The sequence below is a fragment of the Brevundimonas nasdae genome, assembly GCF_016654005.1.
Taxonomy (GTDB): domain Bacteria; phylum Pseudomonadota; class Alphaproteobacteria; order Caulobacterales; family Caulobacteraceae; genus Brevundimonas; species Brevundimonas nasdae.
Genome location: NZ_JAEPWN010000005.1, coordinates 40511 through 57353, shown reverse-complemented (window position 1 = coordinate 57353; position 16843 = coordinate 40511). Strand labels below are relative to the sequence as shown.

Below are 16843 nucleotides of genomic sequence, written 5' to 3'. Positions count from 1 at the left end.
CGGGCGGTTCCGTTTCCGGGTCGCCGTTCGAACCCTCCCCAAGATGCGACTTAGAGAGAGTTCCATGACCCGACGCCATCAATCGACCCGCCGCGCCCTGCGCATCCATGCCGCTGCCGCCGTGCTGGCCCTGGCCGCCTTTGGACTGGCGCAAACCGCCGTCGCCCAGACCATGCCGACGCCGGACAGCCCGCCGCTGGCGGCGCGCGTCAACGACCCGGTCTGGGACCGCGCCGACGCCCTGGTCAAGCAGATGACCGAGGCCGAGAAACTGCTGATGGTCCACGGCTATTTCCCGCCGTTCGCCGACCGGACGCCGGGCGCGCCTCTGGACGACATGATCCCCTCGGCAGGCTATGTGACCGGGGTGCCGCGCCTGGGCATCCCCAATCTTCGCGAGAGCGACGCCAGCCTGGGCGTCGCCAATCAGGTCGAACAGCGCAAGGGCGACACGGCGACAGCGCTGCCTTCCGGCCTGGCGCTGGCCGCCACTTTCGATCCGCAACTGGCCTATCGTGGCGGCGCGATGATCGGCGCCGAGGCGCGCGCCAAGACCTTCAACGTGCTGCTGGCGGGCGGCGTGAACCTGACCCGCGATCCGTGGGCGGGCCGCAATTTCGAATACCTGGGCGAAGACCCCTGGCTGGCGGCCCTGATGGCCGCCGAACAGATCCGCGGCGTTCAGTCCAACCACATCATCTCGACCATCAAACACTTCAGCCTGAATCCGCAGGAGACGGGGCGTCACATCATCGACGGTGTGATCGACGAAGCGGCGCATCGCGAAAGCGATCTGCTGGCTTTCCAGATCGCCATTGAGCGCAGCCACCCAGCCTCGGTGATGTGCGCCTACAACAAGGTCAACGGCGACTGGGCGTGCGAGAACGACCATCTGCTGAACCAGGTGCTGAAGCGCGACTGGAACTATCCGGGCTTTGTCATGTCCGACTGGGGCGCGGTCCATTCTACGGTCAAGGCGGCCAACGCCGGTCTGGACCAGCAGTCGGGACAGGAACTGGATCGCCAGATCTATTTCGGCGACGACCTGCGCGCGGCCATTGACGCCGGCGAGGTCAAGAAGGCGCGGCTGGACGACATGGTGCGACGCATCCTGTACGGCGTGATCCAGACCGGCCTGATCGACCATCCGACGCCAGCGACCGAGCAACCTATCGACTACGAGGCCAACGCCGACGTGGCCCAGACCATGGCCGAGGCGGGCATCGTGCTGCTGAAGAATGATGGCGGGGCCTTGCCGCTGCTGGCCACGGCCCGCAAGATCGCCGTCATCGGCGGTCGCGCCGACTATGGCGTCATGTCCGGCGGCGGCTCCTCGCAGGTTCGTTCCGTCGGCGGGGTTCAGGAATATGCGTTCGAGGTCGGGGAGTCCCACGGCTTCGTGCGAATGACCTGGCACAAATCCTCGCCGCTGGACGCCATCCGCGCCGCAGCGCCAAGCGCTGAGGTGGTCTATCTGGACGGCAAGGATCGCGCCGCAGCCGCCCGCGCCGCCGCCGAGGCCGACGTCGCCATCGTCTTCGCCTGGCATTGGCAGACGGAGGCCGAGGATTCCGAGACCATCGACCTGCCGGACAATCAGGACGACCTGATCAACGCCGTCTCGGCCTCGGGCAAGAAGACAGTCGTGGTTCTGGAGACCGGCGGCCCGGTGCTGATGCCGTGGTTGAACCAGGTCAACGCCGTGGTCCAGGCCTGGTACTCCGGCCAGCGCGGCGGACCGGCGATCGCCAATGTCCTGTTCGGCAAGGTGAACCCGTCGGGCCGCCTGCCCATGACCTTCCCCGCCAGAATTGATCAGGCCCCGCGTCCCGAAGTGCCGGGCATCCAGCTTCAGAAGGCGGTCGAGGCCGCGCGCTTCGATCAGCGACAGCCGCCTGCATTCGACAGCTGGGAGCAGCCTTACGTCGAGGGCGCAGCCGTCGGCTATCGCTGGTACGACCAGCAGGGGCATCGCCCGCTGTTCCCGTTCGGCTACGGCCTGTCCTACACCGATTTCCGTTACTCCAACCTGCGGGTCGAGGACGGCGACCGTCTGACGGTCAGCTTCGATGTCACCAACACCGGCCGCCGCGCAGGCGCCGATGCGCCTCAGGTCTATCTCCGTGCGGGGCAGGCGCGCCCGACGCTGCGTCTGATCGGTTTTGAGAAGGTTGAACTGCAACCAGGCCAGACGCGTCGCGTCACGGTGACCGCCGAGCCGCGCATCATCGCCGACTATGACGCGGCCAATCCGGGCTGGCGCATCGCGGCCGGATCCTATCCCCTGTATGTCGGCCGCCATGTGGGAGACGAGGCGTTGAAGGGTTCGGCCCATCTGAACGCCTGGACGCGTCAACCGTAACGACAGAGCGGGCGTCGGAGCATCGTCAGCGCTGTTCCGACGCCTTTGCCGGGGTTCTATTCCTTGGGGCTTCTATTCCCTGGAGCGAGTTGATCAACGACCTCAATCCGTGCGGATGAGGCTTGCCGCATTCGCGACTCTACCTAGGTCGCCTGCGATCAACCGTTCTCTCCGCCTGCCATGAGCATGATGATCACCATAGGCGATCTCAGCCAAGCAGGACGCTCTCTGGTTGTCGCCTACGCAATGGATTGCCGCCCTCCGCTGCTACGGATATCAGACATGTAACGACGGTTTTCGGTGACAAGAATGTCCAACAAATTCTGGCTTCGCGCCTTCAGTGTCTTTGGCGGTGCGGGGCTTTGCAGTCTGGCGGGCGGTTCTCTGGCCGGAGAGGTTATATTGCGGGGAGAGGCGCCGGCCTGGGTGGTCGCCTCGGCCGAACCGCCGTCTGCTGGCGCGGGCGCTGTGAATGACGGCCTGCGAGTGCTCTTGTTCGATGTCCAGCAGCGCGCCGACAAAGGTGTCCAGTCGGGCTTTGTGCATCTGCGACGTCAGGCCCTGTCGCCGCAGGCTTTGCCCATGGTCGGCAATGTCGGGCTGACATGGAATCCGGCCAGCCAAGACGTCACCGTGCATCAGGTCAGCATCATTCGGGACGGGCAGGTCCTGGACGTTCTGGAGACCCAGACCTTCGAGACCTTGCGGCGCGAGGCGAACCTCGAACAAGCCATGCTGGACGGGCAACTGACCGCAGTGCTGCAGCCCGCCGGATTGCGGGTCGGAGACATTCTCGACGTCGCCTACACCGTCACATCGCGGGATCCGGTGACTGCTGACCATGCTGAGCAGGCTCTGGACCTCAACCTGCCGCTGGTGGTGGACCAGGTCCGCTATCGCGCCTCCTGGCCTTCGGATCGGTCCATGCGCCTTAGGGCGGAGAAGGACTGGACCCCGCTGACGGTCAAACAGCGCGACGGCTATTCCTACATTGATCTGTCCTTCCAGAATCTCCAACCCATCATCGTACCGGCGGACACGCCGGTCAGGTTCCATTTCCCACGGCGGATCGAGCTCAGCGAATATCGAGACTGGGCGGAGATCGCCGTTGCTCTCAAGCCGCTCTATGACAAGGCGCGGGCTCTGCCTTCAGATTCACCGCTCCAGGCTGAGGTCACGCGCATCCGCGCCCTTTCCAACGATCCTATGATCCAGACAGCGGCGGCGCTGAGGTTGGTTCAGGACGAGATTCGATACGTCGCCTTGATGATGGGGGAAGGCGCCCTGACGCCAGCGGCGGCTGACGAAACATGGCGGCGGCGCTACGGAGACTGCAAGGCCAAGACCGCCTTGTTGCTCGCCTTGCTGGACGAATTGGGGATTGAGGCCGTTCCAGCGGCCGTGAGCTTGCGAAGCGGCGACGGCTTGCCGGATCGCCTTCCCATGATTTCAGCGTTCGACCATGTCCTGGTGCGGGCGGTCGTCGACGGAAAGGTCTATTGGCTGGACGGAACCCGGACCGGGGATCGGCGGCTGGAGGAAATCGTAACGCCGCCCCTGAACTGGGCCTTGCCCCTGTCAGGTCCGCAAGCGCGCCTGGAACGTCTGGAGGCGGCGCTTCCAGCGGCCCCGACCACCGAAACTCTTCTCACGCTCGACGCCAGCGCAGGCCTGTACGCCCCAGTCGGGGTCGAGGGTGAAATGATCCTGCGCGACGACGAGGCCGCCGCTTTCGGCCAGGCCGTCTCGCTCATTTCAGAGACGCAGAAAAACGAGGCGCTGCGCAGCCTTTGGGGCTGGATCTCCGATTTGAAAATCAGCGAAGTCGGATCAGTCTATGATCCGCAGGGCAATGTCGTGCGCATGACGATGAAGGGATCGACGTCGCTGACCTGGAGCGACAGCGGCCTTACTCCGCCTGGCGCCGCCTATATGAGTTATTCCCTGGCTCGGCGCCCGGATGGTCCGTTTAAAACTGCGCCCTTTGCGATCAGCCACCCTGTCTATACTCGCCAGCATCTGACCTTGCGGCTGCCAGAAGGCGGAGTTGGTTTTCGCGTGTCGGGCGGCCAGGTTGATCGGGTCGAACTGGGTCACCAACTGCGCCGCACTGTTGCTTTGACGGGCGACCTGATGACTGTGGACTTCACCCGCCAAAGTCAGACGGCCGAAATCACTGCCGCTGAGGCTGAGCAGTCCGTGGCGGCGGGCAAGGCGCAACCTTATGATCCGCCACGTATCTTTGCGCCCGCCTCCTATCGCCTGAGCGAAGCCGACAGAACGGCCCTGGCTGCCGATGCGCCGACTACTGCGAGCCAATGGCTGGATCGCGCCTGGGCCCTGTCTCAGGCCGATGAGAACGACCAGGCCGTTGAGGCCGCAGCCCGGGCCATCGCTCTTGAACCCGAAAACAGCAACGCCTGGGCCAATCGCGGCGTCTATCGCTTCCACGCCGGCGACCGCGCGGGGGCGCAAGCCGATCTGGAGAAGGCTGTCGATCTGGACCCGTCAGAGCGTATCGCCATGAACGGCGCGGCTTTGATCGCCATGAGCGACGGTCGCTATGGCGATGCTGTCATTGAGTTGTCGCGGGCCTTGCGCCAAGCGCCCGGCGACACCTTCGCCTTGAAAAGGCGCGCCCAGGCCTATGTGGCGCTGGAGCAATATGATCGTGCGCTCCGCGACATCGACACCCTGATCGCCGGGGGAGAAGATGGCTATGAACTCAAGGTCGTGCGGGTTGGTCTGCTGGAGCGCGCCGACCGCATCGAAGAAGCCGACGCCGCGATGGCCGCCGTTGTCGCGGCCCGTCCCGATGACATCGAGCTCAAACTGCAACGGATCGGCTTCCTAAATCGGGTCGGGCGCAAAGAGCAGGCGGAGACGGAAATGGACGCCTTGGCCGCCGCCATGCCGTCTGACGGCAGGATTTTGCTGAATCAGGCGGCGCTCAAGCTTGAAAGGGGCAGGCCGCAGATCGCCATGGCCCTATTGGACAAGCTGCTGCCCCTGGATGAGGAGCGGTCGCAAAGCATTCTGATCTATCGCGCGAAGGCCGCCATCCAACTGGAGCGACTGGACCTCGCTGTGCAGGATTTTGCTACGGCCCGGGCCAAGGCCGTCGATGACGCCGAAGTCCTCAACAACCTGTGCTGGACCGCTGCGACCACAGGCGTCCTGCTGGATCAGGCGATCAAGGACTGTGATGCAGCCTTGGCCATTTCGCCGGAGGCGCCGCACATTCAGGACAGCCGCGCGCGAGTGCTGCTTCAAATGGGTGATGCGGCGGCGGCCCTGACGGCCTACGACGCTGTATTGGCCGCCAGTTCCGAATACGTGGGGGCCCGGTACGGGCGGGGGTTGGCGTTGGAAGCTCTGGGGCGGACCGAAGAAGGGCGAGCCGAGAAAGCCGCCGCCATCGCCAAGTTTTCGCATGTCGTCGATGATTTTGCGGCCTATTCGCCTCCGACGATCCAGCCGTAGCCTATAGGTGCGGTGTTTCCCTTAGGCGGGGCGTCGATCTGAAGTCAAAAGGCGGCGTTCAGGACCCGCAGGATTCGCGGACGATCAGTTCGGTCGGCAGGACGCCTCGGCCCTTGAACAGCTTGGGATCAAGCAGGCTGGCGACCATCAGCCGGCCGGCTTCATAGGTGTCCTGGCGGATCGTGGTCAGGGTCGGGGTGCTGAGGCGGGCCAGCAGCATGTCGTCGTAGCCGACGACCGAAACATCTTCCGGCACCGACAGGCCGGCCCGCCGGATGGCCTTGATGGCGCCCAGCGCCATCAGGTCGCTGGTGGCGAACAGGCCGTCGAACTTGACGCCGCCTTCGATCAACTGGGCCACGGCCCGTTCGGCGGATTCCAGTTCGAACTCGACCTGGACCATCAGTCGATTGTCCACCGCGATGTTTGAGGCGGCCAGGGCTTCCAGATAGCCCCGGCGACGCTGGTCGGCTTCCGGGTCCGTGCCGCCCAGGAACAGGATGCGTCTGCGCCCGCCGCGCGCGATATGCTGGGTCGCGCGGCGTCCGCCGACGACATTGTCCGATCCGACCGAGCGATAGCGTTGTCCGGGCAGGTGGGCGCCCCAGACGACGAAACGGGCCTTGGTGTCGGCCAGTTCGTTGAAGGCGTCGTGCAGGGCCGCCTGACCCAGGAAGATGACGCCGCTGGTCGTGCCGGTGTTGGTGGCGTCCTTCAGGTCCTGCAAGGATCCGGCGGCCGCATGGCTGACGGTGAAATCGCAGTCGCGCGCGCGCGCCGCCTCTCCGATGCTGGCGAGCAGCTCCAGGAAGAAGGGGTGCGACAGGGGCAGGGGGCGCCCGCGATTATAGGGGGTGACGATCGAGATCGATCCCCCGCCGCTGAGCGCCGGTCGCGGCAGGGTCGATTTGAACGCATAGTCGTGTTCGCGCGCCAGGGCCCAGATGCGCTGCTTGGTCGGGACGCTGATCAGGGCGTGATCGTTCAGCGCGCGTGAGACGGTCGATGGAGACACCCCTGCAAGACGTGCAAGATCGTCGAGGGTCGTTTTTCGGTTGCCGCCGCTGGTCATCACAATCAACCTACACGGAGCGACGCGGGCGGGACAGTCCGCTTGCAAGGCCTGGGGAGGCGAAGGGTTGACGGACCGGAAGCGGGATCGAGGGGGGATCAATTCCAAGGCCCTGGCCCTGGTTGCGAACGCCAGCGCAGGTCTGTTCGGCGTCCAGATCGTCTGGGGTCTGCAGGGCGTCGCGACCAGTCGTGTTTTCCAGTCTCTGGGCGCGGAGATGGCGGACCTGCCTTTGCTCTGGATCGCCGCGCCGGTGACGGGGCTGCTGGTGCATCCGGTCGTGGGTTGGCTGAGCGACCGAACCCGCGGGCGGTTCGGACGACGACGACCTTATATTGCGCTCGGTGCGCTCATGACCGCCGCCGCCATGGTGCTGATGGGCTGCGCGGACAGCCTGTCCACGGCCGTGCTGGCCCTGTGGTTGCTGACCCTGTCGGTGAATGTCGCGATGCAGCCGATGCGGGCCCTGGTCGCCGATCTTGTCGGCAAGGAGGATCTGAACCGCGCCTACGCCTTGCAGGTGCTGTTCATCGGCGCGGGGGCGATCTTCGCCTCCTGTCTGCCATGGCTGTTGACCCGGCTGACGTCCAGCAGCGCGCAGGGGCTTGATGTCGGTCCCAGCTGGCGCCTGGCCTTTCTGGTCGGGGCCGTCGTCTTTCTGATGGCCGTGGCGTGGACCCTGGCCAGAACCCGTGAGACAGGCTCGTCGCACGCCGATGTCGTGCAGGGCGTGACGATTGAGGAGTGCCGCCTCAGGCCGGGCCTGTGGGTGGCGGCGGGCGTCGCCGTCGCCGCCGTCGCCGCCATTCTTGACGTACGTCGCGAGGTCTATCTGCTGGCGGGCGTGCTTGCCCTGTATGGCGTATTGCAGAGGGCGGTCTTCATTCGCGGACGGCGTGACCCCTTGCGTCCCTTGACGGGCGTGCTGGGGATCGTGGCGTCCATTGCGGCCATGCCGACGATCATGCGCCGCCTGGCCCTGGTGCAGTTCTTCACCTGGTTCGCGCTCTTCACCCTGTGGGTCTATGCGGTGCCCAGCATCGCCGCGCATCAGTATGGAAACGCCAGGCCCGGATCGCCCGTTTATGAAGCCGCTGCGGACTGGGTCGGGGTGCTGTTCGGGGTTCAGGATGCGGTGGCGATCGGGGCGGCTATGTTCCTGCCGTGGTTCGTCAGGAAGATCGGGGTCGCGCGCTGCCACGCCGCCTGTCTGGCGATCGGCGCCCTGTGTTTCGCCTCGATGAGCCTGGTTCCAGGCGGAGGGATGCTGGTCCTGCCCTGGGCGGGCGTCGGCCTGGCCTGGGCGTCCATTCTGTCCGCCCCCTATGCGATTGTCGCAGCCGCCAGCCCGGCCGACAGGGTCGGCGTCAATCTGGGGGTGCATAATATCTTCCTGGTTCTGCCTCAGCTTGTCGGCGCCAGTCTGCTTGGCGTCGTGGTCCAGCGCGTGTTCGAAGGACGCATGCATCTGGTTCTGCCGTTGGCCGGGTTGTCGTTCTTCATCGCCGCGGTTCTGGCGCTGCGCTTGCGAAGCGACAGCTTGGCGGTGCGTTTCCGCGTCCTGCCTTAAGGGCTGAGCCGCCTGACCCGGACGACGGTTCGCGCCGTCGTCCGGGTCTTTTTTATTCTGCGCTTGCTGCGGCGGAGGCTGTCCTGTCCGCGCCTGACAGCTTGGTCTTCATCTGGCGCAGCAGGAACAGGATGACGACGGCGGCCTGGGCGGCCGAGGCGACGGCGGCGGCCCACCAGAAATGCTCGAGCCTGCTCCACGGCTGGGCGACCAGGAAGACCATTGATCCCGCATAGACCGCCAGCCGAACCACGCCGCCGACCAGCGATGGGCGGGTGTCGCCCAGGGCCTGAAAGGCGCCGGATGCGGTGAAGGCCAGTCCCGAGGCCACGAAGACCAGAGAGACGATTTTCAGATAGTGGGCGGCGATCGCGGCGGTGGCGGCGTCGGCGGCGAAGGGCGCGACCAGCAGGGGGGCGTTCCATTGGCAGACCAGGGTCAGGGTCAGCATGATGCCCGAGCCGATCGCCGCCGCGTCGCGCACGGTGCGGACGACGCGGCTGAACTGGCCCGCGCCATAGTTCTGACCGGCGATGGGGCCGACCGCAAAGGCGATGGCCATGGCGGGCAGGAAGACGGCCTGCATGACCCGCGATCCTACGCCGAACCCGGCCTGGGCCTCGGCGCCGAAATGCTGGATGAAGCCGTAGGTCAGGCTCATCGAGACGAACAGCAGCAGGAACTCCGCGCCCGCCGGGAAACCGATGCCGACGATGCGGCGCAGGACCGCGCTATCGGGCGGCGTCAGGCGCATGGGCTGGGCGATCAGCGTCTGGACGCGGCTGAAGATCACGACCGCGCCGACGAAGCCCGCCAGCGCCGCAATCGCGCTGGCCAGACCGGCGCCGAAGGCTCCCAGCGGCAGTCCCAGGCCCCAGCCCGCGATCAGCACGGGGGCGAGCACGACGTTCAGCAGGACGGTGGCCGACTGGACCATCATGGTCGGACGCACGACGCCTGCGGCGCGCAGGGCGGCGCCCATGGTTCCGGTCGGGAACATCAGGGCCAGAGCGGGCAGGAAGCCGTGCAGATAGGCCGCGCCTTCCTTCGCCGTCAGCGGGTCGGCCGAAAGGCTGCGCATCGCCATGCCGCCAAAGGCGTATCCCGCGATCAGGGTTACGACGGCCAGCACGACCGACAACAACATGGCCTGGCGATAGACCGCCTCGGCGCCCGCATGATCCTCGGCGCCGATGGCGCGGGCCATCAGGGACATGGTTCCGACCGTCACCATCTGCGACGCGGCCATGACCAGGAAGAAGACCACGCCCGCCAGGCCGACTCCCGCCAGGGCCGCCGGTCCGATCCGCCCCACGAAATAGAGGTCGATCAGATAATAGAGCGTCTGGAACAACAGTCCCAGCCCGATGAAGAACGCCATCCCGAGCAGGCGCCGGGTGATAGAGCCCTGTGTGAGATCGTGTTGCATTCGACGTGTCCTGAACGCGCGGCGATCCGCAGCGTGGATGCGCCCCTTAGCGGCAGCTTACGTCCAAATCAATATCACCCGGGTCTTATTGTCGGTCGCCGGACAGCTTCTCCCAGGCCAGGGCGTGGACCCGGCCGCGGCCCAGGGCGGCGATCAGGGGTTCGCGGGCGAACAGGTCGGCGATGGCGGGGTCACGCACGCTGAGCCCTCCGGTGAAGGCGCCGAAGGCGGGCAGGATCAGGCGCGATCCGTCCGTGATGAAACAGGGGCGGCGCACGCCTCGGCCATAGGCGACGACGCGGGCCGAGGGGTGCAGGTGCCCGGCGACCTCGCCATGGCGGTTGTCAGCGGCGGACAGAGGTTCCGGCTCGTGGGTGAGGCGCAGCGCACCCAGGCTGATGTCACCGACGACGGCGCCGGGCAGACGTACGTCGGCCCCCATCTGCGCCAGGGCCTCGCGGTCGTGGTTGCCCTCCAGCCACAGCCAGTCGCGACCCGCCGCCAGCCGGTCCAGCCGCGCTCGGTCGGCGGCGGCCATGCGGGCGATGGCCCGGGCGTCATGGAAGCTGTCGCCCAGCAGGATGACCGTGTCAGGATTCAACTCGGCGATCTCGGCCTCCAGCCGGTCCAGGGTGGCGCGGCTGTCATAGGGGGGCAGCAACTGGCCGCGTGCGGCGAAGGCCGAGCCCTTCTCCAGATGCAGGTCGGCGGCGATCAGGGTCCGATAGGTCGGCAGCCACAGGGCCCCGGAGCAACGCAGGTCGCAGGTCTCGCCCGCGATCAGCACGCGCAGGGCGCCGCAGGGCTTGCGGGCGGGCGACAGGGTCTGGCGCAGGGCGGCGTTCACGCGGCGTCTTCCATCACTTCGGCGATCAGCGCGTCGGCGCTTTCGTCCAGGATCATTTCGGCGGCGTCCCCGCCCACGCGCTCGCGCCCGATCTGCACCAAGACCGGCACGCTGAACGGCGACGGGCGGGACAGGGCGATGGGGCGTATGCGGCCCTCGATTCGCGTCAGCATCTGACCCAGGCGCGCCACGTCCAGCAGGCCCGACGCCGCATCGGCGCGGGCGGTCTTCAGCAGCAGATGATCGGGCTGGTGGCGGCGCAGCACGTCATAGATCAGGTCGGTGGAGAAGGTGACCTGACGCCCCGTCTTCTCCGCGCCCGGCAGGCGACGCTCGATCAGGCCCGAGATCAGGGCGCAGTTGCGGAAGGACCGCTTCATCATGAAGCTTTCCTCCAGCCAGGCCTCCAGGTCGTCGCCCAGAATGTCGGGCTGGAACAGGGCGTCCAGATCGATCCGGTCCATCGGCTTGATCGACCAGATGGCGAATGAATAGTCCGTGACGACAAAGCCCAATGGGCCGACGCCCAGCCGGTCCAGCCGCCGCGTCAGCAGCATGCACAGTGTGGTGTGGGCCAGCCGCCCCTCGAACGGATAGGCGACCATGAAGTGGCGATTGCCGCGCGGAAAGGTCTCGACCAGCATGGATTCCGCATCGGGAATGACCGAGCGCGTCTCCTGAAGCTCCAGCCATTCCTGAACATCGGGCGGCAGGACGCGCCAGTGGTCGCGGTCTTGCACCATGGTGCGCACCCGGTCGGCCAGCGAGGTCGACAGCGGGAATTTGGCCCCGCCCCAGGAGGGGATCTTCGGGTCCTTGTCATTGGCGTGGGTGACCAGGGCGTCTGTGCCGGTGATGCCCTGAAAGGCCCAGACCTGACCGGCGAACAGGAAGGTGTCGCCTGGCGTCAGCTGTTCGAAATACCATTCCTCGGCCTCGCCCACCTTGCGCCCGCCCACCCAGGCGCGGGTTCCGCCGCCGCCCCGCCGCGACGCTACGCGCACGTTCAGATTACCGGCGGAGACGATGGCGCCGACGTTCATGCGGTGGCGCTGGGCGATGTGCTGGTTGCGGACCTTCCACTGGCCGTTCTGTGTACGGACGATACGGGCGAACCGGTCGTAGGTCCGCAGGGCGTATCCGCCTGTGGCCACGAAATCCACGACATCCTCGAACTGCTCCCAGGTCAGGTCGCGATAGGGGCCGGAGGTGCGGATTTCGTCATAGAGCGCCTGCATGTCGAACGGCTCGGAACAGGCCACGCCCATGACGTGCTGGGCCAGGGTGTCCAGTGTGCCGATATGAACCGGCTCCCAGTCGAAGGCGTTGTCGGCGACGGCCTCGCGCGCGGCCTGGCATTCCAGCATTTCGAACCGGCTGGCGGGCACCAAGAGGGCGCGGGACGGCTCGTCCAGCCGGTGGTTGGCGCGGCCGATGCGCTGGACCAGACGGCTGGAGCCCTTGGGCGCCGCCATCTGGATGACCAGGTCCACGTCGCCCCAGTCGATCCCCAGGTCCAGCGTCGAGGTGCAGACCACGGCCCGCAGGTCGCCCCGAGCCATGGCCGCCTCGATCTTGCGCCTCTGTTCGGCGGCCAGGGATCCGTGGTGCAGCCCGATGGGCAGATTGTCGTCATTGACGGCCCACAGCTGCTGGAAGACGAACTCGGACTGCCAGCGCGTATTGACGAATATTAGGGCGAGGCGCGCGCGCTGGATGGCGGCATAGACCTCGGGGATGGCGTGCTGGCCGGTGTGGCCCGCCCACGGCACCTTGCCCTCCGAAATCAGCACATCGATCACCGCAGGGGCGCCGGGATCGCCGCGCACCAGCGTCACGCCGTCTTCTCCCGTTAGCGCAGACGGGCTGAGCCATTCCCGGATCAGGTCGGGATCTTCGATGGTGGCGCTCAATCCCACGCGGCGCATCGCGGGTGCGAAACTCTGCAGCCGCGCCAGCCCCAGGGCCAGCAGATCGCCGCGCTTGCCGCTCCAGATCGCGTGCACCTCGTCCAGCACGACGCATTTCAGATCGGCGAAATAGGATCGCGCGCCTTCCCAGGCGCAGAACAGGGCCAGTTGTTCGGGCGTGGTCAGCAGGATGTCGGGCGGGAAATCGCGCTGGCGTTGGCGCTTGGACTGTTTGGTGTCGCCGGTGCGGGTTTCGACATGGATGTTCAGACCGATCTCGCGGATCGGCGTCATCAGGTTGCGTTCGACGTCGGTGGTCAGGGCCTTCAGCGGCGACAGATACAGGGTGTGGACCCCAGACCCCGGCCCGGTCGCGGGGCGCGGTCCACGTTCCGCCAGATCGATCAGGCTGGGCAGAAACCCCGCCAGCGTCTTGCCGCCGCCGGTCGGGGCGACCAGCAGGGCGTGCGAACCGGCCTCGGCCGCGGCGACCATCTCCAGCTGATGCCGCCGGGGCGACCAGCCGCGGCTGGCGAACCAGTCGGCGAAAAGCGGGGGAAGCGGCGTCACCCCAACCGAGCGCCCACACAGGCCTGACCGTTCCATGCCCCGCCCGCATCGAGGCAGGAATCCTGAGCCAGAGCGGCGCTGAGCATCGGCCAGACGGCGAACCCGATCAGGATGACAAGCGCCGCCGCCAGCAGGATCACGGCCAACAGGCCCGTGGGTGTCAGAAGCTTCGTCTTGGCGGCCATGGTCTACAATTAGCGCGCCGGAGCGTCGGTCGCTAGATGTTCCCGTTCCGTTTCGGTCTCAGGCTCGCTATCTATCGGCTGTGTCAGACGAATCCGTCATTGCAGAAACGACCCGGCCTGGGCCCGAACTTCGGCTGGACCTGCCGCCTGCGCTGGCGACGCCGCCGGGGGCGGGGGCCGTCTGCGATGAGGCGGGCGCGCGAAAGATCGGGCGCGGCGCGGCGGAAGGTTTCTTCACCGCCGGCCCGGTTCTGGTCGCCCATGCGTCCCTGACGGCGCGACGCCTGGGCCTGACGCCGCCGCCCCGGTCGTCCGATCTGATGGATGTGCTGGAGCTGTACGCCTTCGTGCGCCCGGCGCGGTTCTGCGCTCCGTCGCCGACGGGACTGGCCCTGGCGCTGGGGCGGGCGGAGCCGAAGTCGCCCGAGGAACAGGCCACGGCCCTGCGTGAGGCCGCCGCAGCCCTGCTGGGCGAACTGGCCGCGCCCGCCTATCCGGAACGTGAGGCCGCCTATGTTCTGGCCCTGACGATGCAACGCGCGGGCTGGGCCTGGGGCGAACGGGTGGTGCAGACGCTGGAGGCGGGCGGGGTGCGTGCGCGTCAGCATCGCGGCTCAGGTCTGGATGTCTGGACCCGCCTGACCGAATGGGAGGACGAGGCCCCGCGCGGCGAGGCCGGGTCCGCCCCGGTCGACAGCGAGAGCGCCCGCATCCGGCTGGAGAAACTGCTGCAGGCCTCAGGGTTGGACGAGACGCGCCCGACCCAGTCCGACTACGCCGCCGAGGCCGCCTTCGCCTTTTCGCCGCGTAACGAAGAGGGGCGGCCCCGCGTTCTGCTGGCTGAGGCGGGGACGGGCACGGGCAAGACCCTGGGCTATCTGGCGCCCGCCTCCCTGTGGGCCGAGCGGAACCAGGGGGCGGCGTGGATTTCGACCTACACCCGCGCCCTGCAACGCCAGATCGACCGCGAAAGCCATTCGCTGTGGCCCGATCCGGCCGAGCGCAGGAAGAAGGCGGTGATCCGCAAGGGCCGCGAGAACTACCTGTGCGTCCTGAACCTGCAGGACATGGTGCAGGCGGCCCAGCTGGGTAACGGCGACCTGATCGGGCTGGCCCTGGCCGGTCGCTGGGCGGTGCATACGCGCGACGGGGACATGACGGGCGGGGACTTCCCCGGCTGGCTTCCCGGCCTGTTCGCCCTGCCTGCGGCCCATGCGGCGGGGGCGGCCAATCTGGTGGATCGGCGCGGCGAATGCGTCCACGCCGCCTGCCCGCACTACCGCACCTGTTTCGTCGAAAAGACCATCCGCGCCAGCCGCAAGGCCGACATCGTGGTGGCCAATCACGCCCTGGTCCTGACTCAGGCCGCGTTCGACGGCGCGCGTTCGGCGCGAGGCCAGAAACAGGACGGCGAGACGGCGGCCCTGAAACGGATCGTTTTCGACGAGGGTCACCACCTGTTCGACGCCGCCGACAGCGCCTTTTCCGCCTGTCTGTCCGGGCAAGAGGCGGCTGAACTGCGCCGCTGGATACGCGGGCCGGAGGGCAAGGGCCGTCGCGGGCGCGGGCTGGAACAGCGTTTGGGCGACATGGTCAATGACAATGAGACGGCGCTGAAATCGCTGCAGGACGCCGTGCGCGCCGCCGCCAGCCTGCCGGGCGAGGGCGTGTCGGGCCGGGTCGCGCCCGCCTCGGGCGAGGTGAACCCCATCGGGCCGATCGAGGCGTTTCTGGCCGCCGCTCTGAACCAGCTCAGGGCGCGCACCGCCGAGACCAATCCTTATGGCGGCGCCGAGTTCGGCATGGAATGCGCGCTGAAGCCGGTGACCGAGCCGGTGGCGGAGGCCGCGCGCGCGGCGGCTCAGGCGCTGGCGGCGATCGAGACGCCGCTTCTGGCCCTGTCGCGGCATCTGGAAGACATTCTGGACGATGAGGCCGCCGAACTGGACGGTTCGCAGCGGTCGCGGATCGAAGGGGCCTTGCGCGGTCTGGACCGGCGCGCCCGCATGACCCTGCCGGGCTGGCGCTCCATGCTGGCGGCGCTGGAGGACGGCGGGGACCAGCCGGACCCCGATTTCGTCGACTGGCTGTCGGCGGAGACCGCGTTTGGCCGCATCCACGACGTGGCCCTGCGTCGCCACTGGATCGACCCGACCGTGCCCTTGGAGGCCGCCGTGATCGTGCCGTCGCACGGGGTGCTGGTGACCTCGGCGACCCTGTCCGATCCCTTGCAGGATGATCCGTTCGATCTGGCGCGGATGCGGACCGGATCGGCGCGCCTGATCGATCCGCCCCGCACCCTGAAGGTCGAAAGCCCGTTCGACTACGCCGCCAACAGCCGGGTCATCGTCGTCAATGATCTGGTCAAGGATGATCCGCGCCAGACGGCGGCGGCGATGCGCGAACTGTTCCTGGCGGCGGGCGGCGGGGGGCTGGGCCTGTTCACCGCCATCCGTCGTCTGAAGGCGGTCTATGAGCGGCTGGGGCCGGATCTGGCGAAATCGGGCCTGCCGCTTTACGCCCAGCACGTCGATCCGCTGGAGGTCGGGGCGCTGGTGGACATGTTCCGGGTGGAAGAGAACTCATGCCTGCTGGGCACCGACGCCGTGCGCGACGGAGTCGATGTGCCGGGGCGGTCTTTGCGGGTTCTGGCCTTCGACCGCGTGCCATGGCCGCGCCCGGACCTTCTGCACAAGGCGCGTCGAGAACGTCTGGGCGGGAAAGGCTATGACGACGCCATCGCCCGCGCCCGCATCGCCCAGGCCTTCGGGCGGCTGATCCGGCGCGGCGACGACAAGGGGGTGTTCCTGATGCTGGACGCCGCCACCCCCACCCGCCTGTTCGCCAGCCTGCCGCCGGGAACCGAGGTGCAGCGCATGGGCTTGGCCGATGCGGTCGAGCTGACCAAGACCTTCCTCAATCCCGAGACGACCTGAAATGTCGAAGACCACGCCCGCGACCCTGGCCCTGACCAAGGCCGGGATCGCATTTGAGCTGTTCCCCTATGACTATGATCCCGACGCGCCGCGCGTGGGACTGCAGGCGGCGCAGGCCTTGGGCAAGGCGCCGGAACAGGTGTTCAAGACGCTGATGACCTTGGCCGACGGCAAGCCCGCCTGCGTCATCGTTCCCTCGGACTGCGAGGTCAGCATGAAGAAGCTGGCGGCGGCTCTGAGGGCCAAGTCGGCCCAGATGATGAAGCCCGCCGACGCCGAACGCCTGACCGGCTACAAGGTCGGGGGCGTCAGTCCCTTCGGCCAGCGCAAGTCCGTGCCGATGGTGATGGACGAGACGGCCATCCTGTTCGACCAGGTGCTGATCAACGGCGGCCAGCGTGGTCTGCTGCTGGGGATCGCGCCGGACGATGCGGTGCGGGCTGCGGGCGCCAGCCTGGCGGACCTGACCGCCTGAACCG

General features: G+C 67.3%; 10 protein-coding genes. 5 read left to right on the top strand and 5 right to left on the bottom strand.

What is annotated here, in order from left to right; translation table 11 throughout:
* Positions 1-64: 64 nt before the first annotated feature.
* Together JKF87_RS09130 and JKF87_RS09125 are read left to right on the top strand one after the other, a co-directional pair.
* Entirely contained in the window at positions 65-2362 is a 2298-nt protein-coding gene (locus JKF87_RS09130) for a beta-glucosidase (protein WP_201099577.1), read from the top strand.
* A 309-nt stretch (positions 2363-2671) separates the two neighbouring features.
* Positions 2672-5845: a DUF3857 domain-containing protein gene (locus JKF87_RS09125; RefSeq protein WP_201099576.1), complete on the top strand. Its 3174-nt coding sequence runs from the start codon at positions 2672-2674 to the stop codon at positions 5843-5845.
* Between the two features lie 58 nt (positions 5846-5903).
* Here the strand turns inward: JKF87_RS09125 and JKF87_RS09120 are convergent, their stop codons facing one another.
* Positions 5904-6917 carry a LacI family DNA-binding transcriptional regulator gene (locus tag JKF87_RS09120; protein ID WP_201099575.1) on the bottom strand — a complete coding sequence of 338 codons (1014 nt, stop codon included), beginning with the start codon at positions 6915-6917 and terminating at the stop codon, positions 5904-5906.
* Between the two features lie 67 nt (positions 6918-6984).
* Between JKF87_RS09120 and JKF87_RS09115 the strand changes: the two genes are divergently transcribed.
* The gene (locus JKF87_RS09115; protein ID WP_201099574.1) at positions 6985-8487 is read left to right on the top strand and encodes an MFS transporter; all 1503 of its coding nucleotides are present in this window, start codon (positions 6985-6987) and stop codon (positions 8485-8487) included.
* 52 nt (positions 8488-8539) lie between these two features.
* Here JKF87_RS09115 and JKF87_RS09110 read toward each other — a convergent pair whose 3' ends face one another.
* The 4 genes from JKF87_RS09110 to JKF87_RS09095 all read right to left on the bottom strand — a co-directional run bounded on the left by JKF87_RS09110 (position 8540) and on the right by JKF87_RS09095 (position 13428).
* On the bottom strand, positions 8540-9916 hold the full coding sequence (locus JKF87_RS09110) for an MATE family efflux transporter (protein ID WP_201099573.1): 1377 nt from the start codon (positions 9914-9916) through the stop codon (positions 8540-8542).
* An 85-nt stretch (positions 9917-10001) separates the two neighbouring features.
* Positions 10002-10763 carry a ligase-associated DNA damage response endonuclease PdeM gene (gene pdeM / locus JKF87_RS09105; RefSeq protein WP_201099572.1) on the bottom strand — a complete coding sequence of 254 codons (762 nt, stop codon included), beginning with the start codon at positions 10761-10763 and terminating at the stop codon, positions 10002-10004.
* Complete coding sequence (locus tag JKF87_RS09100; protein ID WP_201099571.1) at positions 10760-13279, bottom strand: ligase-associated DNA damage response DEXH box helicase; 2520 nt, start codon at positions 13277-13279, stop codon at positions 10760-10762. Before JKF87_RS09100 ends, pdeM begins: the two co-directional genes overlap by 4 nt.
* Entirely contained in the window at positions 13240-13428 is a 189-nt protein-coding gene (locus tag JKF87_RS09095) for a hypothetical protein (RefSeq protein ID WP_201099570.1), read from the bottom strand. The genes JKF87_RS09100 and JKF87_RS09095 overlap by 40 nt, the downstream gene beginning before the upstream one ends.
* Before the next feature lie 80 nt (positions 13429-13508).
* Between JKF87_RS09095 and JKF87_RS09090 the strand changes: the two genes are divergently transcribed.
* Both JKF87_RS09090 and ybaK read left to right on the top strand, forming a co-directional pair.
* The gene (locus tag JKF87_RS09090) at positions 13509-16364 is read left to right on the top strand and encodes an ATP-dependent DNA helicase (protein ID WP_201099569.1); all 2856 of its coding nucleotides are present in this window, start codon (positions 13509-13511) and stop codon (positions 16362-16364) included.
* A 1-nt stretch (position 16365) separates the two neighbouring features.
* The gene (gene ybaK, locus JKF87_RS09085; protein ID WP_201099568.1) at positions 16366-16839 is read left to right on the top strand and encodes a Cys-tRNA(Pro) deacylase; all 474 of its coding nucleotides are present in this window, start codon (positions 16366-16368) and stop codon (positions 16837-16839) included.
* The last annotated feature ends 4 nt before the right edge of the window (positions 16840-16843 follow it).

Coding starts and splice junctions, on each gene's coding strand:
- JKF87_RS09120 (WP_201099575.1), bottom strand. CDS start 6,917: ATGACCAGCGGCGGCAACCGAAAAACGACCCTCGACGATCTTGCACGT.
- JKF87_RS09110 (WP_201099573.1), bottom strand. CDS start 9,916: ATGCAACACGATCTCACACAGGGCTCTATCACCCGGCGCCTGCTCGGG.
- ybaK (WP_201099568.1), top strand. CDS start 16,366: ATGTCGAAGACCACGCCCGCGACCCTGGCCCTGACCAAGGCCGGGATC.
- JKF87_RS09125 (WP_201099576.1), top strand. CDS start 2,672: ATGTCCAACAAATTCTGGCTTCGCGCCTTCAGTGTCTTTGGCGGTGCG.
- JKF87_RS09130 (WP_201099577.1), top strand. CDS start 65: ATGACCCGACGCCATCAATCGACCCGCCGCGCCCTGCGCATCCATGCC.
- JKF87_RS09100 (WP_201099571.1), bottom strand. CDS start 13,279: ATGGAACGGTCAGGCCTGTGTGGGCGCTCGGTTGGGGTGACGCCGCTT.
- JKF87_RS09095 (WP_201099570.1), bottom strand. CDS start 13,428: ATGGCCGCCAAGACGAAGCTTCTGACACCCACGGGCCTGTTGGCCGTG.